This window comes from Moorella glycerini, from assembly GCF_009735625.1.
Lineage (GTDB): Bacteria > Bacillota > DSM-521 > Neomoorellales > Neomoorellaceae > Neomoorella > Neomoorella glycerini.
Window position 1 is genome coordinate 1,627,973 of the sequence record NZ_CP046244.1, and the last position, 24,727, is coordinate 1,652,699.

Below are 24,727 nucleotides of genomic sequence, written 5' to 3' on the forward strand. Positions count from 1 at the left end.
TGTTAGTGCGAGTTCTACCCAGTTGTTATTATCACGGATTCAGGTAATTATCTAAGCATAACAGATCAGCTTAATGTGTTGGCTGGGGTCAGGTGACAGGGCTTAATAAAGGCTTACGATAGAGAACGCTGTTTAGAGAGAAGCAAAAGAAGAAAGGTTGAAGAAAAACCTGAACAGGCTGCGCGAGAAGTAAGGACTGGTTGTGGTTCACCGTGCTGCTCCTTTTTTAGCAACCATTCTAGCCGGGTGCAGCGGCAGCCCCGGCGCTTCCTCTGCGCTGCAGCAGAGTACGGCGAGTAGTGCGAAAATAGCCGACACCCAAAATGCCACCAATAACCAGCAGGGTTCAGAGCAACAGCCAAAAACTGATAACCCGGCCGCCGGCCCGCTCAAGGTCCTCCCGGCCGTGGTCACTAATGTGGCCGACGGCGACACCCTGCAGGTCAAAATAGGCGGCCGGGAAGAAAAAGTGAGGTTGATCGGCGTCAATACTCCCGAGATCGCCCACCCGGACCTGAGAATTAAAGAGCAGCCTTACGGCAAAGAAGCGGCGGCCTACACCCAGAAGCGGCTGGCCGGCAGGCAGGTCTACCTGGAGCTGGACACCGACCTATTCACGAAACTCCAAAGGGAGGCCCGGGAGGCGGGCAAGGGCCTCTGGAGTGCGGCCGTGACCGCACCAGCCCCGGCCTTGCGAGGTGGTGTCAAAGCGAAGCAAGAATTATAGATGCTAACCATAAATGATAGGTTAGAGGAAAGAAGGTTTATAAAAAATGCCTAATCCATTAAGGGAATTGGCTCCCATTTTAGAGGTTTTGGCTGAAAATATTGATGTTCTCCCGGCGGCTGGAAAGGCAGTTGAAGATTACCTACATCCGGACCCCGAAGAGTTAGAAGACGTTTTAATAAACAATGAAGTAGGTGAAGTGACAGCTTTTGCTGAAGTACCTGAGCCCAAGTTGACCAATCTTTACCGCCCTACTCCCCCTATATTTCGCCATCAAAAACCCTTCTATCGTTATTTCATTGACGGTAGCATACGTACTTACTTTTTAGCAACCGGTATTGAAGGTACCCGTTCTTTCCCTATTGAGCTAGCTCAAGTAGGGGCAGCAGTAGTTGAGCGTAATTATGACGGAAATGTAAAGGTGCTTGCTAGCAACCATAAAGTATTACTCTTAATTCCTAAAGGTGCCCAAGGTGTTTCAGATGCTGTATGGCAACAGCTCGAAAAAATTAAAACAGCAGATGGACTAATAGAAATTCATAACGTTGATAAAAAGCATGCGCTTAATAAAAGCGAGGAAGGGGAAGGGGACCTACGTAATAAGGCGGGTGCAAAGGCCAGGCATCGCATGCATGAGTTAGAGATAGAGCTCATTAAAGCCACCGAAGGTTTGAGGAATGAAAGTAACTGGCTGATCCTCGATGGGGCGGTTAAACTGGATGATTTTGTTAATAGTCCTTATCTTATTGGGGTGGCCAAGTCTTTTCGTAAAGACCCTCAGTTTTATTTTGGTCGCAAGCATGGCCGCAATCAAGAACGCCACGATGTTACCGCAATTTTAGCGGGTCTTCCTCATGCCCATCGCACTGTGGCCTTTAGTGCTTACGGCGGCAAGGTGGCTTTTTGGTATGTTCGTTTACGAGAGCAACGGGAACTAGATTACCCTCTTATGGGAGTGGTCAAGGTTGAGTTGCCGCGTCCTCACAAGACCCCGGTGGATGCGGAACTTGCAGATCTAATATCCGGAGCTTTAGTAGCCGAGCGCAATGTTGCCCCTTACGGTCGCGATCGCCGCTGGCACTGCCACCTTTATCCCATCTTTATAGCTGAACAGGTAATTAAAAGTCGTTTTTTTTCTCAAGATGTGCTTCTGGGAGCCATTCGTTGGCCCCGGCGTTAGGATATTTCCAAAAATACTTAAGCAAGGGGGCGACGTAAATGTCTAATGATAATGATAGCCTAAATACGGCTCTATTTCCTTTAGGACGCTCTTCAGCTACCGAAAGGGAGGCCAATACTTCCGATAAATTTAGCTTTTGGCTGGCTCCAGGAGTGATTGTAAACCCCTTTGATATTGTTCAGGTAGAGCAGGTTAGTCCTGAAGCCGGGGAACCCAGTAAAACTTATGGTTTAGTAACTCTACTGGAACACAGAACCGATGCGCCCAATCACCTGGCCAATTTTATCTCCAATAATTTTGGAGAGCTTTCCGAAGAACCCAATACTTTGCGTCAGGGAGCCACTATAGCCAGGGTAAACGTCTTAAGCAACAATAAAGATATATATATGCCGGTGGCAAATGAGAAGCTGGTGTATTTTGCCGATCCAGGTGGTATAGAAGAAGCTTTGGGGATTACCGAGATGCCGGTGGCTGACCGGGTGCCTGCCGGCTTGATCAAAATGAGCAATGGCGCTTCTACAGTCGCCTACCTTGACAGGCGTTACATCCTGGGGCCGGAATCGGCTCATATTAACATTTCCGGTATAAGCGGACTGGCTACCAAGACCTCCTATGCCATGTTTATTATCCAGGCGCTTCTTCAGAAAGCCCCAGATCCAGAAAAGATTGCCGTAATAATCCTGAACGTAAAACAGGCCGATCTTTTGCAGATCGATAAGCCCGGCCCGCCTTTGCCGGTAGAAGAAATGGAGAAATGGGAAGCCCTGGGGTTGGAGCCTCGACCCTTTAAAAATGTTGTATATCTTCTGCCTCGTAGCGCCGAACACCCTGGTAGGCCCAACAGTTTTTATGAGCCTGATACTTATCATATCTATGCTTATGATATTGACTCTACCGCTGATAAACTAGACTTGCTTTTTACAGATGTTTCCGATCCTACTGGTACAATGGAGGCTATTATTGGGGATATCATGCAAGGAATTGTAAATAACGAAGGGGAGTTCAGAAATGTCCACAGTTGGACCCAACTACTGAACGGTCCACCTTTGTTCCGCGACGGACAGACCCAAAGATGGGGCGACCACCATAAATCCTCTGTAGGTAAGTTCCGGCGGAATCTACGACGGCTAGTATATACGCGGCAGTCAGGAATTTTTGTAGATGCCAGGGCCAAAAACGAGAAGGTCCTTGCCGAGGAAATCCGCAAAATTAAGGGCGGGTATACCTATGTAGTAGATATTGCCAAGCTCTATGATAATGAACAGACCCTGGTTTTCGGGGATCTCCTGCGTACCGTCTATGAGCTAAAAGCTGAAGAGCCTGAAGACCGCACGGACCCCATTCCTGAAAAGATTATCTTTTTTGTAGACGAGTTGAATAAATATGCACCTGGTGGTTCAAGAGTTTCTCCCATCACCGAGCAGGTTCTGGATATTGCCGAGCGCGGCCGCTCCTTAGGGCTAATCCTCATTTCCGCCCAGCAGTTTATGAGTGCAGTACACAACCGCGTTACCGGCAACGCGGCTACCAAAGTTTTGGGACGTACTGGTGCGGCTGAAGTGGCCCAGCCGGATTACCGGTTCCTCGACGATGAATTAAAAATGAGCATGACCCGTCTGGGCAAGGGAGAACTATTGATCAACCATGCTGTCTATCGCCAGCCGGTGAAAATTATCTTCCCCAAGCCGGCTTATCGACAAGAACAGAAATAGATAAAGAGGAGAGGGAGAAGATTTATGTCCTTAGATATTTTAGAAACCGAGCGTATCATTAAAGAAGAAGCCCCCAGGGTAGCCGCCCTGATCAGGCAGGCCGGAATAGGGGGTAACGAAGAGCAGTTCCGGCAAAGGGTGGCCCCGGCCATTGAGGAATTTGGGCGGCGCCTGGGTCTTAATTTTCACACCGAACATGAACGTACATTACTAAATGGCAGGGCCGATACGGTTTACAATCGATTGGTGGTGGAATATGAAAGGCCCCGCTCCCTTAATAAGAGCAATAAGACCCGGTCCAACCGTCATGCCCTGGACCAGGTGAAGCAGTATATTGACGCGTTACACCGTCTCGAGCGACATCGGCGAGAGCGTTTGGCGGGGGTGGTACTGGACGGTACATACTATATCTTTGCCCGTTACAAAGAGGACCGCTGGTTGGAGGACGACCCCTTACCGGTGAGCCCGGCCTCCACCGAGCGCTTCTTACGCTATCTCACTTCTTTAAGTACCGAAAAAGCGGTAACTCCTGATAAGCTGATAGATGATTTTGGCGAGAATACCGTTATTTCTCGGAAAGTGGTCAGTACTTTCTATAAGGCCGTAATCCAGAGTTATTCTTCGCGGGTAAAAGTGCTCTTTGACCAGTGGTCCCGGCAGTTCAGAGAGATCTGCGGTTATGCCGAGAATTCCTCCAAGCTGGAGATAGGAGCAGTAGCCCGCCGTTTTGGGGTCCAGAGCACTCGGGTCGAAACCCTACCCTTTTTCTTTGCCCTGCATACCTACTACGCCACTTTTATCAAGATCCTGGCCATGCAGGTGGTGACTTACTATGCTTTTCCCCGCCTTGGCACGGGGCTGGCCCAGGTAGCAAGTTTCCCTCCAGATGAACTCCTCAAGTATCTGCGCAAAAACCTGCAGGAAGGTGGCATATTCCGCGAGTTCGGCTTAAAGAATTTCCTGGAGGGGGATTTTTTCAACTGGTATTTAGATACCTGGGATGAGGCCATAGCTTCTGCCTTGAGCAGCCTTATCGCGACCCTCGCCGATTATTCTCTCGTAACCCTGGATGTTGACCCTGAGGAAACCCGTGACCTTTTAAAAAAGCTCTACCAGCAGCTGGTGCCAGCCAGCCTGCGGCACAACCTGGGTGAGTATTACACCCCTGATTGGCTGGCCGAGAGGCTTCTAAACCAACTGGAAGCCGGGAAATTCCAGGGGGATTTAAATAAAAAGATCCTTGATCCGGCCTGTGGCTCGGGTACCTTCCTGGTTCTGGCCATCCGTAAGATGCGGGAGTACGCCCTGGAAAAAATGATCCCTGAAAGTCAGGTGCTGGAAAAGATCTTGGAAGGTGTGGTGGGCTTTGACCTTAACCCTCTGGCGGTGATTTCTGCCCGTACAAATTATTTATTAGCCATAGGTGATCTACTGGCTCACCGGCGAGGAGAAGTAGACATCCCTGTTTACCTGGCCGACTCGATCTTAACTCCCAGTGAGGAACAGAACCCGCTAAAATCCATGCAGCAAAATGCCGTCTCCTTTAAGGCGGCCGAGCCGGTGGGCACCTTTACCCTCCCCAAATCGCTGGTGGATGCCAGCTATGTTGACCGGCTGACTGGCCTTCTGGAAGAGGGTGTAAGGGATAAACTATCTCTAGCGCAATTCCACCGGCGTCTATTAGCCAGTTTTCCCCTCCTGGGGGGTCAGGACGAGAGGGATATAGCCCTGGTGGAGAACCTCTACCAAAAGCTATTAGATTTAGAGGCAGGCGGCCTTAACGGCATCTGGGCAAGTATTATCAAGAATGCCTTCCAGCCTCTTTTCCGGCAAAATTACTTTGACTATGTGGTAGGTAATCCTCCCTGGGTAAATTGGGAAAGCCTGCCGGAAGACTACCGGGCGGACACCAAATTTCTCTGGGAGTATTATGGCCTCTTTCCCCACGGCGGCATGGATACCATCCTGGGCAAGGGCAAGAAGGATATCTCTATGTTGCTTACTTATGTGGCAATGGATCGCTACCTCAAGCCACAGGGGAAACTCGGTTTTGTGATTACTCAATCGGTATTTAAAACCTCGGGAGCCGGCCAGGGGTTCAGGCGGTTTAAGCTACCTGGAGAGGTTCCCGTACGGGTTATGTTTGTAGATGACCTTTCCGAACTACAGCCCTTTGAGGGCGCCAGCAATCGCACCAGCATTGTTATCCTGCAAAAGGGTATGCCTAACCGCTACCCGGTAGGCTATAATTACTGGCGTAAATCAGGTAGGGGTAATAGAATCTCTCCCGATCTGGACCTGGACGAAGTACTCAGACGTGTACGGGTTATGCAGTTTGCTGCCGGGCCGGTGGCGGCCGATGATCCTACCTCAGCTTGGCTTACCGGCAGAGAAAAGGCAATAAAGGCGGTCAAAAAAATTATAGGGCTTTCGGAATACAAAGCTCATGAAGGGGTTAATTCTGGCGGGGCCAACGGCGTCTACTGGGTGGAGATTGTGGGTCGGCGGCCGGACGGCCTGGTGGTAGTGAGCAATATTACCGAGGGGACGAAGAGGGAAGTGGAGGAAGTCACGGCTGCCATCGAGCCGGACCTTCTATACCCCCTCCTGCGCGGCCGGGACGTACGTAAATGGCAGGCCAGGCCTTCGGCTTGGATAATTATGGCTCAGGACCCGGTAAGACGCCGCGGGATCCCTGAAGATGAGATGGTCGAACGTTACCCCAGGACTTACAGTTACCTAAAGCGGTTTGAGGAGGTTTTGCGAGAAAGAGCGGCTTTTAAACGTTACTTTATTCGCAAGGACCGTAACGGGAATGTTATAGAGACAGGGCCTTTTTATTCCATGTTTGATGTAGGCGATTATACATTTAACCCGTACAAAGTGGTGTGGCCTAATATTGCTTCAAAAATAGAAGCAGCTGTTATTGATAAGCTGCTGGATGGGAAAGTATTACTGCCACAGCATATTGTGACGCTTATCGCTTGTGGTGAACCCGCGGAAGCTCATTACCTTTGTGCTTTGATGAACTCCAGTACGGTCAACTTCGCCTTGCAATCATACTCAATGAAAGGTGGCAAAAGCTTTGGCGACCCACATATTTTAGAGAACGTAGCAATTCCCATTTTTGACCCAACGAATAAGCTACACTTTACCCTTGCCTCCCTTTCACAAAAGGCCCATACTATGGTAGTAAATGGCGACAATAAGGCTCTGGCAGAGATAGAAGAAGAAATAGACCTGCTGGCAGCCCGACTTTGGGGATTGACTGAAGCCGAATTAAAAGATATTAAGGATTCCCTGGCAGAACTCGCTTAAGCTTTGGTTAACCCAATTACTATGCTTTGTATGCAGGGAGAGGATTAGAAACGATCACCGCAAGAAAGCGATTCAGGCTCTACATTGACGAGTCCGGGGATCACTCGTATGGGAGAAAAGAGCAACAAAATTTAACTATTACAATGAAAAATAAAGAGTTAGCGTTTTCTATTGATTATTACCCGGAACTAAAAGAAATTCAAAAAAGATATTTAGGGTTGCTTGGTTGTATTGTAGAATATGAGGCATACCGTACCTCTTTTTACCCGTCCCTGGAGGCCTTAAAGCAAAAGCATTTTCCGCATAGTCCAGATGACCCTATAATTCTTCACCGTAAGGAGTTAGTCAATAAAGAAGGGCCATTTTGGCGGCTGCGGCAACCGGAAAAGGAAGAACAGTTTAATAACGACTTACTCACCTTCCTTCAAGAGCAGCGTTATGTGTTAATTGTGGTTGTAATTGACAAAAAGTCCCATATAGAGCGTTATGGCAATGCCGCCTATCATCCCTACCATTATTGCATGGCGGCAATGCTTGAGCGCTACTGTGGTTTCTTAAATTTTTATAATGCCCAGGGAGATGTTTTGGCGGAAAGCCGGGGAAAAACAGAGGATCAGGAACTAAGGAAAGCTTATCAATATCTTTATAACTCCGGGACACAGTTTAGGGATGCAACCTTTTTCCAAAAGACTTTAACGAGTAAAGAAATCAAACTCAAACCAAAAACTGCTAATATTGCCGGGTTGCAGGTTGCTGATATTTTGGCCTACCCTTTAAAGCAGCAAATATTGTTGGAAAATGGCAGAATTGAGCCAGAGGTTTTCAGGGGCAAATTTGGAGAGCAAATAGTAGCTACAGTGGAAAATAAGCTTAATCGCCACCATTATTCCGGAAAGATCGAGGGATATGGTAAAGTGTTTTTAAAATAAAAATGAAAAGCCGGGCCATTTGGCCGCAGCTCTCCACGCTGGCCCCCTTCCCGGGCCATCCACCTCCAGACTTATCTGGATTACTATAATCATAACATATCAGGTGTATGCTTGCAAGAAGAAGTTTAATTTTGGATAAATTTACTTGTGAAATGGTGACGCAAAATGGGCATCGTTGTAATCAATAGAAATTTTTCCTTAAACTCCCTTCACGGATTTCCCCATGAAAAAACAGCCCTGTTGATCAACCCTCCCGTTTATGATACCCAATACTGGTCGGAGTGGTCACAACCAGCAGGTCTTTTGCGTATTGGGGCTTGGCTAAAAAAATGCGGTTATAAGCGGGTTGAGCTTTTTGATTTCTTGGAAACGGATGCCGAACGAAAAGTTCCCCGACATCGTATTAACCCCGAGGAGAAGTACGATTTACCAGGTAAGGAACCCAATTCGCCTATTAAGCCAATAGTAATTAGCAAAGATGGGGAAGAGCTACGTTTATATAAATATCATTTTGGCAAAACCTGGCGGGAATTTGAAATCTGGATGGATGGCCAGGGATTTACTGCTCAAAACCCCCCTGATGAGATCTGGATTTCGGCCATTATGACTTATTGGTGGGAGGCTGTACGGGATCTTATAGCCAGACTCAAATACCGTTTTGACCGCAAGACTACCGTAATTTTAGGGGGAGTTTACCCTACCCTTGTTCCTGAGCACGCAGCTACCATGACTCAGGCAGATATTATTGTAGTAGGTGAGGTAGCCGAGGCCAGTGATATGTGGACGGATCTTTCGCTCTATCCCAAACCTCCTAATTATGCAATTATTACTCCTAACCGGGGGTGTATTTACAACTGTAGTTATTGCGCCCAGCGCACCCTTAACGGTGGGCACCGCCAGGTACGCCAGCGCCCGCCGGAAGACGTAGTGAAGGAGATGTATTTTAAGTACGAGAGTTACGGTATCCGGGAGTTCGCCTTTTATGCCGATGCTTTGCTGCACGATTATGAAAACGGGTTTCAACGCATTTTAGAAATCCTAATTGAAAGAAAAGCGCCTTTTCGCCTTCATGCTCCTGAGGGATTAGATGTAAGAGCTTTAAGCCAATCTCAGCGTCTTTTGGAGCTCATGAAAGCAGCCCATATGGAAAAGATCTATCTTCCTTTAGAAAGTATCGCCCAAACCCAACTTACCAGACTGGGCCGGAGACATGTTACTCTGGAGCATTTCGTAAAGGCGGCCAAGATGGCTGAGAGGGCGGGGTTTAGGTTAAGGAACTTAGAGGTTAATGCCTTTGTACTCTACGGTCTTCCGGAAGAAAAAATTGAAGAGGTAGTTCAGACCATTATCTTCGTTTCTGAAGTTGTGGGTTCGATTATACCCATGCTTTTCGCCCCAGTTCCAGGGACAAAAATTTATAATACCTACCTCTCCTATATTACCGAGCGGGGCTGGGATAAGAACTTACATATGCTTAATGGCAAGCTCTACCCTTTTTTAGAACTCAACGAAGGTACGTTATCTGATTATATAGACCTCCAACGTTTGATGTTTACCCTTAATACCCATTACCGTAGCAAATCTTTTCAGCTTTTCGGGCCAACAAAGGTAAGTAAAACCTTTCGGGAACTCCTGAATAGCGATGTTGGTGAGTTAATAAAGGAGTATAAGGAAGTTGATGTTTGACAGATGAACCTACTGCCAATCGGTCTAATCAGGTTAGTCATCGATTCTTAACTTACCTTGGGTACAAATGGAGTGTCTTTCTAGGACTAGCCCTAAGCTCCGGCGATAGCCTCACGCTGCCTAAATGGTAATAAGATAATGCCTGGGAGTCTCTCTCCCCCTGGGCGCCTGCCGACGCCCGGCCCGCTCCTCCTGAAACCCGCTTTCCTCCCGGCCCTTCCATTGTACCGCCGGCCCTGCGGCCTCGGGCAAGGGTTCGCGCCGGCCTCCCTCCGTACCGTCCCAACCCTCCGGCCGGCGCCGGCTTCGCCGCCCTTGACCTCGGCCGGGCCGGCGGTCTGCCCACGGCGGCCGGGCAGGTCCCGGCGATTACGCTTACGGGAGGCTGGTACGATGCTGAAGGAGATCATCGCGCAGGTTGAGGAAGCCCGGGTCGGGCGTGCGGTGGCGGGCCTTATGTCGGCGGGCTACCGCTTTCAGGTAGTGCAGCCGGTGGATAATAATAATTTCATGCTATAATGGCTATTGAAAGCGAAGGGGTCGAGGTCTCCAACTGCATTCCTTGCCCCGTGACGGTGCGGCAGCTAGAGGATGTTTAATCTCACTTTATGAGACAATCGTCCATAAAACGGAGAGGAAGCGGCGAGGATGTGGAGAGGGCCTGGAGAGGCAGATTAAGTTATATTAAACCCGAACCATCTTCTTAGGTATTTCTTAAGGTGTTCTCATATATTTTAATAAGAGACGGTTATAGTATAAGCTGAAAGGAGGAGATCGAGATGGAAAATGTGTAGTTACATAAGCCTTGCCTTACCTACTTTATGAAATTAAAAGTGAGGAGATGGAATATGAGAAAATTCAAAAAGTACCTCAATCAAGCATTAATCAGGGCAGCAGGGCGCTGTATGGCCCTCTTATGACTACCTAGGAACCTGGGAGAGCAGTTGCGCACCGCGGCCGGGGTGACGGGCTTGGCGAGGTAGTGGTCGCACCCGCTGGCCAGCACCCTTTCCCGGTCCCCGGTCATGGCATAGGCGGTAATGCCCACAATAACTGTCTGGGGACGCGCCTGCTTCATGCGGCCGGCCAGGATGAACCCATCCACCACCGGCAACTGCATGTCCAGAAACACCAGGTCCGGCCCCTCTTTTTGAAATATCTCCCACCCCTGGCGGCCATCGGTGGCGGTTAAGAGTTCCATTTGGAGATCCAATTGTTCCAGGATGGCAAGAAGCAGCTCCAGGTTCAAATCGTTATCCTCAATAATTAACACCCGCATGGCCATACCCTTCCTCCATTTCTACCACCCGTTCCAGCAGGCGAAAGGCCTCCAGGTCCCACCAGCCCTTGGCGACTTCTGCTTCAATGATACCCAAGGCGCTTTCCCGGGGCATGGCCTTGCGGTAGGGCCGGTCGCTGGTGAGGGCATCGTAAACGTCGGCGCAGCTTAACAGGCGGGTCAGGAAGGAAATCTCCTGTCCCCGCTTGCCTGCCGGGTAGCCCGAGCCGTCCAGGTGCTCGTGGTGGTCCCGTACCAGAGGTACTATCGGAGCGGTGCGTTGCATTTGGCCGAGGATGACGGCCCCGGTCTCGGGGTGGCGCCTGATTACGGCCATTTCTTTAGGTTCTAGGGGCCCGGGCTTGTTGAGGCAACCGGAATCTACGACAATTTTACCGATGTCGTGCAGCAGCCCCGCCCGGTACAGGGTTTCCATCTTTTCTTCCTCCAAATTGACCTCCCGGCCCATGGCGGCCACGAGCTGGGCCACCCGCAGGGAATGGCCCTTGGTGTAGACGTCTTTGGCTTCCACGATGGCTACCATGGATTTCAAGATGTTGTCTACTTCTTCCAGGCGATCATGGTACTCGTTCAGGCGGAGCAGGCCGCGCAGGCGCAGGCATAATTCCACTGGTTGGAAAGGCTTGGTGACATAATCGTCAGCCCCGGCTGCAAAACCCGCGTTCTTACTCTCCAGATCTTCCATCGCGGTGAGCAGGACGACGGGGATGGAACGCAGACGGGGAAAGGATTTTACCCGCCGCAAAAGCTCGACCCCGGTCATTTCGGGCAGCATAATGCAGCATAATATCGAAGATAAAAATATCGGGAAGCTCCCCATCCCCAGCAATTTCCTGGAGAAAATCGGTTGCATAAAGGAAAATCTTGACCCTGGCCCCCATATCGGTCAAAAGTGCTTCCAGGAGCTCGCCGCTCAATAGGTCGGCCTCCACGGCGTAGATTACCGGCTGGCGCCCTTTTATACTCAGCTTAAACGCACCGTTTAGTGTCAAATACTTCTCCTTCCTTCCCGGCAAGGGGCCCCTTATCAATAACTTTCTGGAGTTGCTCCAGAAATTCACCCTTAAACAGGTCAACCTTGCTGTACACAGCCGAGGTGCAGCGGGCCAGGTACTGCCGCTCCTCAGGGGTGAGGGACTTAACGGTAAGGACGATCACCGGGATGGAGCGAATGGCCGGGTTTTGCTCCTTTTGGTGCAGAAACTCAAAACCGCTGGCCTCCGGCATCAGCAGGTCCAGGATGATCACGTCGGGTTGCCACTGGACAGCCCGCGCCAGGCCGGTGGCCGCACTATATGCCCCGGCTATGTTCAGCCCCCGGGCCTGCAGGTAACCTGTCATGATTTCTACGGCGCTCGGCTCATCATCAACAATCAATACCCGGGGTGCCCCTTCGCCCGCCCGCGGGGCACTCCCCTGGCGGCTCAAAACCTGGGCCACAGTAAAATACAGTTTTTCCTGGTCTACTGGTTTTACTAGATATGCTGCCGCGCCCAGGGCCATACCCTTTTCCTTCTCCGGCAGCACGGAAATAATGATCACCGGGATGGAGCGCCAATCCTCATGCTGCTGGAGGGCCACCAAGATATCCCAGCCGCTTTCCCCGGGGAGCAGGATATCCAAGGTAATGAGGGAGGGACGCTCGCGCTCCAGGCAGGCAAAAGTCTCCTGGGCATCCCGGGCCACCTGGGGAGCATAGCCCATTTCCTCCAGGTAACTGCAGAAAAGTGCAGCCAACCCAGCATCGTCTTCAATGATCAAAGCCATCCCTTTAGAGGCCGGCGGCCGCCATGACTCGATAGGGGTAACTGCACCTGCCGCCGTGGCCGCTGCCTCGGCCCCTGCCCCGCCCAGCCGGCCGATAACCACTGTATCCCCCACTTGCCGTATCGGCAGGGTAAAGGTAAAGCAGGCCCCGCCACCCGGCCGGTTGGCTGCCTGGATCGTTCCGCCGCCCAGCTCGATAAACTGCCTGACAATGGAAAGCCCCAGCCCGGTGCCCGGATAGCGGCGGGCCGGCCCGGTATCTATCTGGTAAAAGGGTTGGAAAATGGCTTCCAGCTTATCAGGAGGCAGGCCGATGCCTTCATCCCAGACGCTCACCTGCAGCCGGTCTCCCTCGCTGGCCGCCCGCAGGCCGATCTTCCGGCCCGCAGGGGTAAACTTGATGGCGTTGGCCAGCAGGTTATACACCACCTGCTTTAGCTTGCGCTCGTCGCCGTAAGCACTTGTCGGCAGGGTGGGGCTCAGGTCGAGCTCTATTTGCAGGCCGGCTTCCTCTACCCGCTCCCGCAAGAGGCTGGCGGCATTCTGCAAAAGTTCCGCGGGGTTGAAAGGCCCTTCCTCCCAGGTGGCTTTCCCGGCCTCCACCTTAGAAAGGTCCAGGATGTCATTGATGAGGCTCAAAAGGTGCTGGCCCGCAGTAACAATGTTGCTGGCATACCTGGCTTGCCTCTCATTTAGCCTGGCGCTCTCCTCCCGCAGGAGCTCCCCAAAGCCGATGACTGCGTTGAGAGGGGTGCGCAGCTCATGGGACATGGTGGCCAGGAACTCGCTTTTAGCCTGGTTAGCCCTTTCCACCGCGGCCATCTGCGTCTTGAGAGCTGTAAGGTCGTGGAACACCTGGACGATTTCCCCGGTTTCCCTGCCCGGCACCTCCACCGGGGCTGCACTAATTTGCAAAGGGACCACGCGGCCGTCCCGGCTGGTGATGTAGACCTCCAGGCCTTCAACATGCTCGCCCTGGAAAGCCCGGCAGAGGGCGCACACGGACGTACCACAGAGCGGTTCGCCGTTGGGCAGGGTATGGCGCAGGATCTCCCGGCATTTCCGCCCCAGGGTCTCCCGGGCCGGGTATCCCGTGATCTTCTCCGTACCCTGGCTCCAGGTCGTAATCGTATGCTCCCGGTCCAGGGTGCAGATGCCGTCGGGAGAGCAATAAAGCACTGCCTGGATGTGGCCCAACTGGGTGGCCGCCACTTCCGCCTGCTTTTTAGCTTCCGCGGTCCTGGCCTGCAGGTCATGGAAAATGGTATCGTACGGCGCCTCCAGGCCGGCCGACACAACGCCCCGATACACCAGGTAGTAGGAGAGTACCTTGAAGAGGTGCCCCACCATGTTCATAACCCCGTAGACATCAGTATACAGGGTGAAGCTCAACTCGGAAAGGACCGTGACGGCCATGGCGAGCATCAGGGTCCGGTACTCAGGGCGGCTGTTTTCTTTATGTAGCCGGGAAAGCCCCTTGATGCTGCCTACCAGGAGCACGGAAATAAGGTACTCGCTGGCCACCTTGAAGGTGGTGAGGCCCTGACCTTCGACGAAGCAGGCAGGGAAAAACCGCAGCCCGAGAATAAGGACCAACAGCAGGCCGGTAACCGCGGCGTAGGTCCCGAAAACCAGGGGGCGGGAGAAAGAGCGGCGGGCCAGAAAGAGCGCCAAAAAAAGGGATATCGCTTCCACATACCGGCCGGCAATCCATAACTGGGTGGGCGGGTCGGGGCCATAGCCCGGGAACACCCCCATGCCCTGGTAGGCCAACAGGTGGAAAAAGTCAAGGATGGCCACAAAGAGATAGGCGGTGCCCAGGAAGAACAAAAAATTATGGTGGGAATAGCGGTAGGTCAGGGTGGACAAGACATAGATTAAAACGGCAACAATGATGGCAAATCCTTCCACAAGAGAATGAAACAAAAGATAATTATACCTGGCCGTTAGGTAAAGGGCAAGGATCACCGCTGCGCCCAAGACAATATTCCTGAACTGCTGCCGACCATGCCTGGAGATAGCCTGGAAGACATGCGCTAACTGGGAGATCATGCACCCCTACTCCCTATTTCTGACAACCAGCGACAGGTGCTCTTAGTATATTTTGGTGGTAATCAGCGCCGTTGTCAAGGATAAAATCACTTTGTGTACGGTTCAGAGTGTACAGCCCGACCCTTGTCGATCGGGTTGCCTTGAATACGGCAGAAGCTGGCCGAGGTATTACTGAGATTGTGCCGGATTGGAACTCTTCAATATTGGAACTCTTCAATGAGCGAAAAGCTTTGATAAACCTGGATTTGATTAAATTTTTCTGCCGCGCGTTTTTCCTGCCATGGTTATGTACCAGCGGGAACTTTCCATTATATTGCCTGTATGTCACAGGAGAAAATTAATATAACTATCCGTATAATGAAGTATTATGCTTGTACCAGGAAAATAATTGGACTTATATCTTTTTTTATGGCCAAATTTATTGTTGCAAGGAGCAAAAAAGAGAGTTAAACTTTTCGTAAAATATGTTGTATATACGTGTCTAGTCATCTTGGTAATTGGGGTGACAGCGTGGTCAACCTCGAAGGGCCGGTGCCGGCCTACCATCAAATTAAACATGACTTGCAACAAAAGATACTTAACAATGAGCTCAAACCCGATGACCGGGTGCCTTCCGAAGAAACCCTGGCAAGAAATTACGGGGTTAGTCGTATGACTGCCCGTCATGCTATTAGTGAATTGGTGAACCAGGGTTATCTTTACCGGGTGCACGGGAAGGGTACCTTTGTTTCCCGCCCCAAAATCGAACGCAGTTATGCGCCACTTACGGGTTTCATTGATGATATGCGGGAACGTGGCATTCGCCCCTCTAGTAAACTCCTTGGATTAAGGCAGGTGATACCCGACCCGGAGTTGCGGAGCAAATTACATCTTTCACCCGGCATAAAAGTTTATCAAATCACGCGCCTGCGTTATGCTAATGCAGAGCCCATTGTCATCCAGGTTGCCTGCCTGCCCCAACCCCTCTGCCCGGGATTGGAAACAGAAGACCTGGAAAATAATTCTTTATATGCCGTACTGGAAAAACGATATGATATTCACCTGGATAGGGCCCAGCAGCGCCTGGAAGCCACCAGGTCAACACCCGAGCAAGCCCGCCTCCTGCAAATTCGTCCAGGAGACCCCTTGCTTTATGTCTACCGTCTGAGTTTTTTGGCCGATGGTACACCTGTTGAATTTGTGGAATCCTGGTACCGCAGTGACCGTTACGCTTTTGAAGTTACTCTCTATAAGGATTGGGGCGTTGCCCCCAAGTGAAATTCAAGGAGGAGGAGAAGGGGTTGGACGTTATCGGTCTTGTAGGCAGCCCGCGGAAAAAAGGAAATACTGATCTGCTGGTAGATCAAGTGTTAGCCGGAGTGGCAACCGCGGGCTTGCGCGTCCAGAAATTTTATTTAAACGACCTGCGCATCCACCCCTGTCAATACTGCAACTACTGCCGTAAACATTATTCCTGCCGCCAGGAAGACGATATGGCCCTTCTCTATACTGCCATCGAGCAGTGCCGGGGAATAGTCGTCGGTACACCCACCTTTTACGGTGATATTACGGCCCAGACAAAAATTTTCATTGATCGTTGTTACCGCTATGTGGAAGTCGTAAGACACCCGGATGGTCGAAACAGTTTCCCTAGCCGTTTACCGGATCGACGCCTGGGGATGATGGTGGGCGTTACCGGAAGCTTCGGGCCGGAAACCTTTAACAAACAGGTAGAAGTCATCGGCCTGCTGTTTAACGATCTCAATGTCGGATTTGCCGATAAGGTATTATATGCAGGAACAGATTATCGTCCTGTAAAAGAGAATCAGGCAATTCTAACTCTAGCTTATGCGAAAGGAGTGGAGTTTGGGAAAAGGATTTTAAATGGGATTTTTGCTTGAATTACTAAAGGTGGGAATAAAATATATGGTAAAAATACTCGGTCTTAGCGCCAGCCCGCGGCTAGCTGCAACCGCCTTCTGCGTCAGGGAGGCTCTGGCTGCGGCGGCCACCCTCCCTGAAATAGAAACTGAGTTCATCTCCCTGCGCGGTAAAGAAATAAAACCCTGTCTCCACTGTGATCACTGTCGGAAAACCGGCCAGTGTATCCACAGAGATGATGCCGCAGCCATTATTGATGTTTTTTTCCGGGCCGATGGCTATATCATCGGTGCCCCCGTATACGATATGAATATACCTGCCCAGTTGGCAGCGCTCTTTAATCGTTTTCGCATGCGTTTTAAAGAGTTATGTGAAACCGTACCCCGCAGGCTTGAAGATAGGGTGGCCGGTGCCATTGCAGTGGGAGGGAGTCGTAACGGCGGGCAGGAAATAGTTTTAGGAGCCATTCTTAATTTCTGCCTCTCAGAAGGAATGGTTGTTGTGGGGGGCGGGAAATTCCAGAATCACGGCGCTGCCGTTTGGTCCCAGGACCGGTTAGCTACCGGGGCCCGTGAAGATGAATTGGGTTTGGATGCTGTCCGCGCCATCGGACGGCGTGTAGCTTGTATAACTTCTTTACTGGCTATCTCCAGGGGTCTATGAACTACCCCTGAGATATAAAAATGGCCTGGCAAAATTAGTTAAAGAGGTGAGGTGGGGAATTAATTTAAGTTAGGTTAATCTGGGCAACAGGAACCCATGGCTGGAACTGCGATTACGAAAAAGAAGGAGGTAAGCTTAATATGGTAAAGTTTATCAAAAACCTGTTGTTGCTTATCCTAATCGCCATCCTGGCCACCGGGCTGACGGCCTGCGGCGGCAGCAAGGCAAGCGACAATAAAAGTGCCGGGGGAGGCCAGACCCGGCAAAGCGAAGGTAACCAGCAGGTACAAAAGACTTTTAAAGTCGCCATGCTCTTACCCGGTTCCGCCAGTGATGGCGGCTGGAGCACGAGTGCCTACGAAGGTTTGATGAAGATCCAGAAAGATCTGGGAGCCGAGGTCGCCTTTACGGAAAACGTCAAGAAAAACGACCAGGTCCAGATCATGCGCGAGTATGCCCGGAAAGGATTTGACGTTGTTATCGGTCATGGTTTCGAATTCTCCGACGCCTTAAAGCAGGTCGCCCAGGAATATCCTAACGTCAAGTTTGCTGGCGTAGGGACCAACGTAACCGGCCCCAACCTGGCATCGTTGCAGTTTAAATACGGGGAACTCGGTTACCTGGTAGGCATTGTGGCCGCCAAAGCTACTAAAAGCAATAAAATCGGTATTGTTACCGCTACCAAAGACCCCACCGGTCAGATTGAATTTGACAACCTGGAAGAAGAGGCTAAAAAGCTCAATCCCAATGTTTCCGTAACTATCGCTTATACCGGTAGCTGGGAAGATATTAATAAGGCCAAAGAAGCGGCCCTGGCGCAAATTGCCAGCGGGGTTGATGTTATTGTAACCAACTGTGACGCCGGCAATCTTGGCGTGGTACAGGCTGCCAAAGAGAAGAACATCATGGTTATAGGCTGGACCGGCGATTATTACGACCAGGCACCCGATAATGTGTTGACCAGTGCCGTTCAAAAAGTATCTTTACTGATCTTTACAGCAGTCAAAGAGTTTAAAGAAGGCCAGTTCAAAGGTCAAGTTTATCAGTTAGGGTTAAAGGATAAAGTTCAATATATAGGTAAATACGGCAACAAAGTCCCGAAGGAAGTCCAGGATGAAGTTGCTAAAGCAGCCCAGGATGTTATTGACGGCAAGATTCAGCTTAAAGGGAAACTATAGAACAGATTTGGAAGGCGGGCGGGAGCATTCCCGCCCGCAATAACCTACCTGTCCGGAGGGGCTTTGCCATGGCTGCTCTGCTGGAACTTAAGGGTATTTGTAAATATTTTCCCGGTGTCAGGGCTAACGATCAAGTTAATTTAGAAATTTTACCTGGCGAGATACACGCCTTGCTGGGCGAAAACGGTGCGGGAAAGACCACCCTGATGAACTGCGTCTATGGCCTGTATACCCCTGATGCCGGCCAGATTTTTTGGCAGGGGCGGGAAATAAAGATTCGCTCCATTCGCGACGCCATCAATATTGGCATCGGGATGGTTCACCAGCATTTCATGCTCGTGCATAATCTTACGGTACTGGAGAATATCATGCTGGGGTTGCTTTCCAGCAGGGAACCATTTTTAGATAAAAAACGGGTGGCTACGGAAGTCACGGAATTGATGCAGGCCTACGGTCTTCAAGTTGAACTGGACGCCCAGATATGGCAACTTCCGGTAGGCGTTCAGCAACGGGTGGAGATCCTGAAGGCCCTGTACCGTAAAGCCCGGCTTCTTATCCTGGATGAGCCCACAGCCGTGTTGACACCCAGCGAAGTTAAGGAACTCTTCCGAGTCCTGCGCCAGTTAACAGACCGGGGGCAGGCAGTTATTCTTATTACCCATAAATTGGATGAAGTTATGGCCGTCGCCCACCGGGTCACCGTGATGCGCGATGGAAAGGTTGTTCAAACCCTGCCAACCTCAGGCACTGATAAACAAACCCTGGCCCGTTTAATGGTGGGCAGGGACATTACCTTGGAAATGACCAGGACTCCGGCCCGAACAGGAGAGGTCATCCTGGAAGTTGAAGACTTGCATGCTTTAAATAACCGCGGCCTGCCGGCCCTCCGGGGAGTTTCTTTCCGCATCCACCGGGGTGAAATCCTGGGTATTGCCGGCGTTGCCGGCAACGGTCAAACCGAGCTGGCCGAAGTCCTCACCGGTTTACGTCCGGCCACCGCTGGCCGGGTCCGTCTCAAGGGGCGGGATGTTACCAATTATCCTCCGCGGGCTTTATATAACCTGAACCTGGCCCACATCCCCGAGGATCGCCAGCGACTCGGGTTGATTCTTGACTTCTCCCTGGAGGAAAACACCATGCTGGGAGTATATTATCGCCGGCCCTACGCCAGGGGGATCAAGGTTCAGCATGATATTATTAAAAATCACGCTGCCAGATTAATTAAGGAATATGATGTTCGTGCCCCCGGCATTTCTACCCGGGCCAGGTTCCTATCAGGAGGAAATCAGCAGAAATTGATTCTGGCCCGGGAACTGGACCGCCAGCCCGACCTGCTCATCGCCGTCCAACCCACCCGTGGCCTGGATATAGGGGCCACCGAATTTGTCCAGCAACAAATTTTAGCCCATCGGGAGCGCGGCGCCGCCATCCTTTATATTTCTACCGAGTTGGAGGAAATTATGAAACTCAGCGACATCATTGCCGTCTTTTATGAAGGCCAGATAGTCGGTCTACTGGAGGGCGATCAGGTTGATCTCGAAACAATTGGTTTAATGATGGCTGGTTCCCGGCGCCCGGCCTGATAAGAAGGGGATAAAATGAACACAAGACTTTCAGCCTGGCTCAAAATTTTCAACCGTGAAGGATGGGGGGCCATTCTAACTCCTATCCTGGGTATCATCTTCGGCTTTGCCGTTGCCGCCCTGGTCATATTCCAGCAGGGCAAAGATCCCCTGGCCGCCTATAAAGAACTATTCCTGGGATCTTTCGGTGATCTGGATAGCTTTACCTTTACCCTGCTGCGCTTCATTCCCCTGGCCTTTACCGGCCTGGCAGTAACCCTGGCTTATCGCGGTGGCGTCTTTAATATTGGTGCTGAAGGCCAGCTTTACGTTGCCGCCCTGGCCTCCACCTGGGTGGGGGTAAGTATGCCGGGTTTGCCGGTATTTATCCACCTGCCCCTGGCTTTATTCGCCGGCATGGTGGCGGGCGCCTTATTCGCTTTTATTCCCGGATACCTGAAAGCAACCCGTAATTTTAACGAAATCTTGATTACAATTTTAATGAATTATATCGGCATTAACCTGGTAGGCCTGGCAGTAAATAACTTCCTGATGGAACCCAATCAAACGGCCCCGCAGAGCTCTTTAATAGCCAGGAGCGCCTGGCTGCCGTTCATCCTGCCCGGCACCTTTCTGCATGCCGGTTTAATCCTGGTCTTTATATTTGCTTTACTGATTTATTATATCCTCTGGCATACTACCTGGGGCTACGAAATCAGGAGCGTTGGTACAAACCGGGAGGCAGCTCGTTATGGCGGGGTAGAGGTAAAGCAGGTTATCATCCTGGTCATGACAGCCAGCGGGGCCCTGGCTTCCTTTGCCGGTAGTTCGGAAATCTTAGGCGTCCAGCACCGTTTGCTGGAGAATTTTATGGTGGGTTATGGCTATGACGCTATTGCTGTGGCCCTCCTCGGGGGTCTGCATCCCTTTGGCACCCTCCTGGCGGCCCTCTTTTTCGGAGCTTTACGTAATGGGGCCAATTCCATGCAAATATCCGCAGGTGTTCCGGTAGCCATTGTTTATATAATCCAGGCCCTGGCGGTGTTGAGTATTATTGGTGCCACAGCAGCCCGTAAGGTATATTTTCAGGTGTGGTTTGGGGGGAAAATAAATGGCAGCCATTCTGGCCGCAGTTAGTTCTCTTGATTTTCTCATAGCCAGCCTGCGAATGACAACACCCCTTTTGCTGGCAGCCATGGGCGATATCTATGCCGAGCGTACGGGAGTTTTAAATATCGGCCTGGAAAGTATGATGCTTTTTGGAGCCTTTGGTTCCTTCATTTTAGCCTATTACTCCGGCAATCCCTATACCGGCCTGCTGGCCGCGATTGTCCTGGGGCTGATCATGGGGATCCTCCATGCCTTTTTCACTGTGACCCTGCGCTGCGATCAGGTAATTACCGCCGTGGGGGAAAATATCCTGGCTCTGGGAATCACCAGCACCCTGTACAGGACTATCATTGGGGTGGTTACCCAACAGCCTGAGTCCCCCGGCTTGCCCCAGATCCCTATTCCTTTCCTGCATAAGATCCCAATACTGGGTTCCTTGCTCTTTGATAATAATATACTTACCTACGCCGCCCTCCTGATGGTACCCGTAACCTATATTATCTTATTTCATACTACCTGGGGACTAAAGATTCGGGCTGTAGGGGAGCATCCGCGAGCGGCTGATACCCTGGGAATTAATGTTTACCTTGTTCGTTACCTTTGTATTATAATCAGCGGCATTTTGGCTTCTCTAGGGGGAGCCAGCCTGACGGTAGGCGGGCTGCGCTACTTTTTGGATAATATGACTGCCGGCCGTGGCTTCATCGCCTTCGCTGCCGTAATTTTCGGCCGTTACAACCCTATAGGCGCCTTTTTTGCCACCCTCCTTTTCGGGGTTACCGATGCCTTCCAGTTGCGGATGCAGGCCATAGGCATCCCCGTACCGCACCACATATTTCTCATGTTACCTTATGTCGTAACCCTGGCGGCCCTGGTTTTCCTGGCGGGACCGGCCTTTGTTCCCCGTTCCCAGGGAATACCATACATCCGGGACGAACGCTAAAATTTTGCCGAGGAGGAAAAATGATGGACAAAACCCGTCGCTTGCAACACATATTTAAACCTGATGGTCGGACATTTATCGTAGCCATGGATCACGGCACCAACGCCGGCGCGCCGCCGGGATTGGAGCATCCCGCTGAAACGATCGCCAGAATTACTGCCGGCGGTGCTGACGCCGTCATCGTCAATTACGGCGTCGCCCGGCAGTTTGCCCGGGAACTGGCTGGCTTAAGCCTCATCCTGCGCCTGGACCTGGCCCCGACTATCCTGGGACAGGGGCACACCAGCCAGCTGATTTATGGGGTAGAAGAGGCCCTCCGCCTGGGGGCCGATGCTGTCATTGTCAATGCCGGTCCCGGAAAAGGGGTAGAGGAAACCACCCTGCCGCAGTTAGCCACCATAGCCCGCCAGTGCGATATATGGGGCCTGCCCCTGATCGGGGAGATCTCCCCCGGAGGTTTCGATAGCGACCCCGGCATACGTACCCTGGCCAACATCCAGTTGGGCGCCCGGATTGCCAGCGAACTGGGAGTGGATATCATTAAGACCATCTACCAGCCAGGCTTCCAGGCTGTGACAGGAACCTGTTTTGTACCAGTGGTAGTCCTGGGAGGAGCTAAAACCGATGATGAGCAATCTTTCCTGGTTGCGATAAAGGATGCCCTGGAGGCAGGGGCCGCCGGCGTAGCCATTGGCCGTAATGTCTGGGGGCATCCCCGGCCGGAAAAAATGGCTGCAGCCCTGGCCGCCCTGATTCACGAAAATGCCAGTGTGGCAGACGCCCTGGCGATTATTCACTGCTAATGGGAGAGGATAAAAATGTTAAGGGCAGTAATGGTAGGCCCCGGGGCCATTGAACTACAAGAAGTACCCTTAAGGGAGCCAGGTCCCCATGAAGTGCTGGTCAAAGTCAAGGCCTGCGGCATCTGTACCTGGGAACAGCGTTTTTATCAAGGTGTTGAAGGCGCATACCCTTTCCTGGGCGGCCATGAAATCGCTGGCGAAGTGGTAGCCACAGGTGACCAGGTAGCAGAAAAGCTACCGCCCGGTCAAAAGGTGGCCGTGGCCAGCCTGACCCGCTGCGGTGAGTGTTATTTCTGCCGCCGGGGGCTGGACCACCTGTGCGCCAATGCCGGGGAAAAATCAATCCCCGGCGAATACTGGGGACCGGCGGGGTTCGCCGAGTATATTATTGTTCGGGGTTATGAAGTTTATCCCCTGGACAACGGAGTTGATTTCGTCCACGCTACCCTGGCAGAGCCCCTGGCCTGCGTTACCAGGAGCATCAACCGCGCTAACCTGCGTTTCGGTGATACGGCCGTCGTCCTAGGCGCCGGGGTAATGGGTCTTTTACATTTAAAACTGGCCTGCCTCAAAGGAGCCAGGGTGATCGTCAGCGAACCCGATGCCGCCCGGAGGCAAAAGGCTCTCCAACTGGGTGCTATTGCTGCCATTGATCCTTTACGGGAAGATCTTGCCGGCAAGGTGAAAAAACTCACCGCCGGCCGGGGTGCCGAAGCAGTCTTCTTTACCGCCGGCGGTACGCCGGCCCTGGCCGAAGGGATCCGGTTGCTGGTAAAAGGCGGCACCCTGGTGGTTTACGGCTCCATTCACCCGGCTACACCCCTGAACCTCAATCCCAATGACCTGCATTACCATGAATACACCCTGACCGGTTCCATCCGCCATGATAAGGAAAGTTTCCGGCAAGCAGCCGCCCTTTTATCCCGGGGACTCGTGGAGGTAGGAGATTTAATCAGCAGCTGCTTTCCTTTTAAGGAAATAGACGCCGCCTTTCAAGAGGCAATCCGGCCGGAAACCTTCCGGGTGGTGCTAACCTTTACGGACTAAACATTAAGGCAGGCGATTACCTTGCCCTATCTGCTGGGAATTGATATCGGTACCCTGGGGCTTTAAGCCCGGCCATCCTATATTGCGGCTATCCTTATCCAGAACGCAGAGGGCCGGCACTAGCTTACGAGTTCAAGTCCGGGTATCTACCCGTAAAAAATAAAGTAACGCGCCTGATAATAGCAGGGGGCGGCGCCGGCAATGCCATCTGGCGACAGATTATCAGCGACGTCCTGGAGCGGGAAATCGCTTTTAACCACTATAACAATACTGCTTTAGGCACGGCGTACCTGGCTGGTTACGCCGTGGGGCTTTATTCCGATTTTAAAGACCTCCGGGAAAAGTGGAATCCAGTCCGGGGGTGGCATACACCGCGGCCCCGGGAAGTTACCTTCTACCAGCAGGCTTTTAGTTTTTACAGGGAATTAAATCAGAGTTTAGATCGTCTTTATACAAATCATGATATTAACCATGCTGCCCAAAGCCTTCTTAAGTTATAAATCTTCGCCAGGCGGCAGGATTTCCTTAACTTATATCGAATTCAGACGGTATATATTAAGGTGGGATTATATGAAGGTCCACGTAAACTTTTATGGTTTTCTTCAAGCTGCCGCCGGCACAATGAAGGTAATCCTTGACCTGGAAGCTCCAGCAAACCTGGTAGCCTTATGGCAGCAGTTAGCCGTAAGATATCCCCAGTTGGACGGGAAAGATCCGGCGGCAATCCTGGCCGTATCCCTCAACGGGCGGCGCCTGGGTCCGGAGCAGTGGGACGATATTTACCTGCGTGACGGCGATCAGGTAGATATCTTTAGTATCATGAGCGGGGGGTAAATGCCCTTCCTGGCAGGGACTTTTCTTGGCAATCACCGCCAAGATATGGACCTCTT

At 51.5% G+C, this 24,727-nt stretch carries 21 protein-coding genes; 18 read left to right on the top strand and 3 right to left on the bottom strand.

Annotated elements, in window-relative coordinates; genetic code table 11:
- The first annotated feature begins 202 nt into the window (after nucleotides 1-202).
- From MGLY_RS18215 to MGLY_RS18475, 7 genes are all read left to right on the top strand, one after another.
- The gene (locus MGLY_RS18215; protein WP_246187446.1) at nucleotides 203-727 is read left to right on the top strand and encodes a thermonuclease family protein; all 525 of its coding nucleotides are present in this window, start codon (nucleotides 203-205) and stop codon (nucleotides 725-727) included.
- A 46-nt stretch (nucleotides 728-773) separates the two neighbouring features.
- Nucleotides 774-1,907 (top strand): hypothetical protein, encoded by a 1,134-nt coding sequence (locus MGLY_RS08145; protein ID WP_156272931.1) that lies wholly within the window; start codon nucleotides 774-776, stop codon nucleotides 1,905-1,907.
- A 38-nt stretch (nucleotides 1,908-1,945) separates the two neighbouring features.
- A complete protein-coding gene (locus MGLY_RS08150) occupies nucleotides 1,946-3,619 on the top strand; it encodes an ATP-binding protein (protein ID WP_156272933.1) in 1,674 nt (557 codons plus the stop codon).
- Nucleotides 3,620-3,643: 24 nt separating this feature from the next.
- Entirely contained in the window at nucleotides 3,644-6,937 is a 3,294-nt protein-coding gene (locus MGLY_RS08155; RefSeq protein ID WP_156272935.1) for an N-6 DNA methylase, read from the top strand.
- 26 nt (nucleotides 6,938-6,963) lie between these two features.
- A complete protein-coding gene (locus tag MGLY_RS08160) occupies nucleotides 6,964-7,866 on the top strand; it encodes a DUF3800 domain-containing protein (protein WP_156272937.1) in 903 nt (300 codons plus the stop codon).
- A gap of 165 nt (nucleotides 7,867-8,031) precedes the next feature.
- A complete protein-coding gene (locus tag MGLY_RS08165; RefSeq protein WP_156272939.1) occupies nucleotides 8,032-9,552 on the top strand; it encodes a B12-binding domain-containing radical SAM protein in 1,521 nt (506 codons plus the stop codon).
- Between the two features lie 393 nt (nucleotides 9,553-9,945).
- A complete protein-coding gene (locus tag MGLY_RS18475) occupies nucleotides 9,946-10,071 on the top strand; it encodes a hypothetical protein (protein ID WP_277997909.1) in 126 nt (41 codons plus the stop codon).
- Nucleotides 10,072-10,426: 355 nt separating this feature from the next.
- Here the strand turns inward: MGLY_RS18475 and MGLY_RS08170 are convergent, their stop codons facing one another.
- The 3 genes from MGLY_RS08170 to MGLY_RS08180 form a co-directional block, all read right to left on the bottom strand.
- Nucleotides 10,427-10,837 (bottom strand): response regulator, encoded by a 411-nt coding sequence (locus tag MGLY_RS08170; RefSeq protein WP_156272941.1) that lies wholly within the window; start codon nucleotides 10,835-10,837, stop codon nucleotides 10,427-10,429.
- Nucleotides 10,812-11,705, bottom strand: a complete 894-nt coding sequence (locus MGLY_RS08175; protein ID WP_156272943.1) for an HD domain-containing phosphohydrolase — start codon at nucleotides 11,703-11,705, stop codon at nucleotides 10,812-10,814. Before MGLY_RS08175 ends, MGLY_RS08170 begins: the two co-directional genes overlap by 26 nt.
- A gap of 116 nt (nucleotides 11,706-11,821) precedes the next feature.
- The gene (locus MGLY_RS08180) at nucleotides 11,822-14,671 is read right to left on the bottom strand and encodes an MASE3 domain-containing protein (RefSeq protein ID WP_156272945.1); all 2,850 of its coding nucleotides are present in this window, start codon (nucleotides 14,669-14,671) and stop codon (nucleotides 11,822-11,824) included.
- Between the two features lie 477 nt (nucleotides 14,672-15,148).
- Between MGLY_RS08180 and MGLY_RS08185 the strand changes: the two genes are divergently transcribed.
- The 11 genes from MGLY_RS08185 to MGLY_RS08235 all read left to right on the top strand — a co-directional run bounded on the left by MGLY_RS08185 (nucleotide 15,149) and on the right by MGLY_RS08235 (nucleotide 24,671).
- Nucleotides 15,149-15,928, top strand: coding sequence for a GntR family transcriptional regulator (locus MGLY_RS08185; protein WP_156272947.1), 780 nt, complete (start codon nucleotides 15,149-15,151; stop codon nucleotides 15,926-15,928).
- Nucleotides 15,929-15,951: 23 nt separating this feature from the next.
- Nucleotides 15,952-16,551 (top strand): flavodoxin family protein, encoded by a 600-nt coding sequence (locus tag MGLY_RS08190; RefSeq protein WP_170290974.1) that lies wholly within the window; start codon nucleotides 15,952-15,954, stop codon nucleotides 16,549-16,551.
- A 25-nt stretch (nucleotides 16,552-16,576) separates the two neighbouring features.
- Nucleotides 16,577-17,194, top strand: coding sequence for a flavodoxin family protein (locus MGLY_RS08195; RefSeq protein WP_170290975.1), 618 nt, complete (start codon nucleotides 16,577-16,579; stop codon nucleotides 17,192-17,194).
- A gap of 140 nt (nucleotides 17,195-17,334) precedes the next feature.
- Nucleotides 17,335-18,372: a BMP family protein gene (locus tag MGLY_RS08200; protein ID WP_156272953.1), complete on the top strand. Its 1,038-nt coding sequence runs from the start codon at nucleotides 17,335-17,337 to the stop codon at nucleotides 18,370-18,372.
- Between the two features lie 68 nt (nucleotides 18,373-18,440).
- Complete coding sequence (locus tag MGLY_RS08205) at nucleotides 18,441-19,955, top strand: ABC transporter ATP-binding protein (RefSeq protein ID WP_156272955.1); 1,515 nt, start codon at nucleotides 18,441-18,443, stop codon at nucleotides 19,953-19,955.
- Nucleotides 19,956-19,970: 15 nt separating this feature from the next.
- Entirely contained in the window at nucleotides 19,971-21,071 is a 1,101-nt protein-coding gene (locus tag MGLY_RS08210; protein ID WP_156272957.1) for an ABC transporter permease, read from the top strand.
- Nucleotides 21,046-21,987: an ABC transporter permease gene (locus MGLY_RS08215; protein ID WP_156272959.1), complete on the top strand. Its 942-nt coding sequence runs from the start codon at nucleotides 21,046-21,048 to the stop codon at nucleotides 21,985-21,987. The genes MGLY_RS08210 and MGLY_RS08215 overlap by 26 nt, the downstream gene beginning before the upstream one ends.
- A gap of 23 nt (nucleotides 21,988-22,010) precedes the next feature.
- Entirely contained in the window at nucleotides 22,011-22,790 is a 780-nt protein-coding gene (locus MGLY_RS08220; RefSeq protein ID WP_156272961.1) for a class I fructose-bisphosphate aldolase, read from the top strand.
- 15 nt (nucleotides 22,791-22,805) lie between these two features.
- Nucleotides 22,806-23,837 (top strand): zinc-dependent alcohol dehydrogenase, encoded by a 1,032-nt coding sequence (locus MGLY_RS08225; protein WP_156272963.1) that lies wholly within the window; start codon nucleotides 22,806-22,808, stop codon nucleotides 23,835-23,837.
- A 74-nt stretch (nucleotides 23,838-23,911) separates the two neighbouring features.
- Nucleotides 23,912-24,337 carry an FGGY-family carbohydrate kinase gene (locus MGLY_RS18775; RefSeq protein ID WP_156276299.1) on the top strand — a complete coding sequence of 142 codons (426 nt, stop codon included), beginning with the start codon at nucleotides 23,912-23,914 and terminating at the stop codon, nucleotides 24,335-24,337.
- 70 nt (nucleotides 24,338-24,407) lie between these two features.
- Nucleotides 24,408-24,671 carry a MoaD/ThiS family protein gene (locus MGLY_RS08235; protein ID WP_170290976.1) on the top strand — a complete coding sequence of 88 codons (264 nt, stop codon included), beginning with the start codon at nucleotides 24,408-24,410 and terminating at the stop codon, nucleotides 24,669-24,671.
- Nucleotides 24,672-24,727 lie beyond the last annotated feature (56 nt).

Excerpts from the sequence above, each read along its gene's own strand:
- MGLY_RS08145 (WP_156272931.1), top strand. The coding sequence starts at position 774 with ATGCCTAATCCATTAAGGGAATTGGCTCCCATTTTAGAGGTTTTGGCT.
- MGLY_RS08150 (WP_156272933.1), top strand. The coding sequence starts at position 1,946 with ATGTCTAATGATAATGATAGCCTAAATACGGCTCTATTTCCTTTAGGA.
- MGLY_RS08155 (WP_156272935.1), top strand. The coding sequence starts at position 3,644 with ATGTCCTTAGATATTTTAGAAACCGAGCGTATCATTAAAGAAGAAGCC.
- MGLY_RS08165 (WP_156272939.1), top strand. The coding sequence starts at position 8,032 with ATGGGCATCGTTGTAATCAATAGAAATTTTTCCTTAAACTCCCTTCAC.
- MGLY_RS18475 (WP_277997909.1), top strand. The coding sequence starts at position 9,946 with ATGCTGAAGGAGATCATCGCGCAGGTTGAGGAAGCCCGGGTCGGGCGT.
- MGLY_RS08170 (WP_156272941.1), bottom strand. The coding sequence starts at position 10,837 with ATGGCCATGCGGGTGTTAATTATTGAGGATAACGATTTGAACCTGGAG.
- MGLY_RS08175 (WP_156272943.1), bottom strand. The coding sequence starts at position 11,705 with ATGCAACCGATTTTCTCCAGGAAATTGCTGGGGATGGGGAGCTTCCCG.
- MGLY_RS08180 (WP_156272945.1), bottom strand. The coding sequence starts at position 14,671 with ATGATCTCCCAGTTAGCGCATGTCTTCCAGGCTATCTCCAGGCATGGT.
- MGLY_RS08195 (WP_170290975.1), top strand. The coding sequence starts at position 16,577 with ATGGTAAAAATACTCGGTCTTAGCGCCAGCCCGCGGCTAGCTGCAACC.
- MGLY_RS08200 (WP_156272953.1), top strand. The coding sequence starts at position 17,335 with ATGGTAAAGTTTATCAAAAACCTGTTGTTGCTTATCCTAATCGCCATC.
- MGLY_RS08205 (WP_156272955.1), top strand. The coding sequence starts at position 18,441 with ATGGCTGCTCTGCTGGAACTTAAGGGTATTTGTAAATATTTTCCCGGT.
- MGLY_RS08210 (WP_156272957.1), top strand. The coding sequence starts at position 19,971 with ATGAACACAAGACTTTCAGCCTGGCTCAAAATTTTCAACCGTGAAGGA.
- MGLY_RS08215 (WP_156272959.1), top strand. The coding sequence starts at position 21,046 with ATGGCAGCCATTCTGGCCGCAGTTAGTTCTCTTGATTTTCTCATAGCC.
- MGLY_RS08220 (WP_156272961.1), top strand. The coding sequence starts at position 22,011 with ATGGACAAAACCCGTCGCTTGCAACACATATTTAAACCTGATGGTCGG.
- MGLY_RS08225 (WP_156272963.1), top strand. The coding sequence starts at position 22,806 with ATGTTAAGGGCAGTAATGGTAGGCCCCGGGGCCATTGAACTACAAGAA.
- MGLY_RS08235 (WP_170290976.1), top strand. The coding sequence starts at position 24,408 with ATGAAGGTCCACGTAAACTTTTATGGTTTTCTTCAAGCTGCCGCCGGC.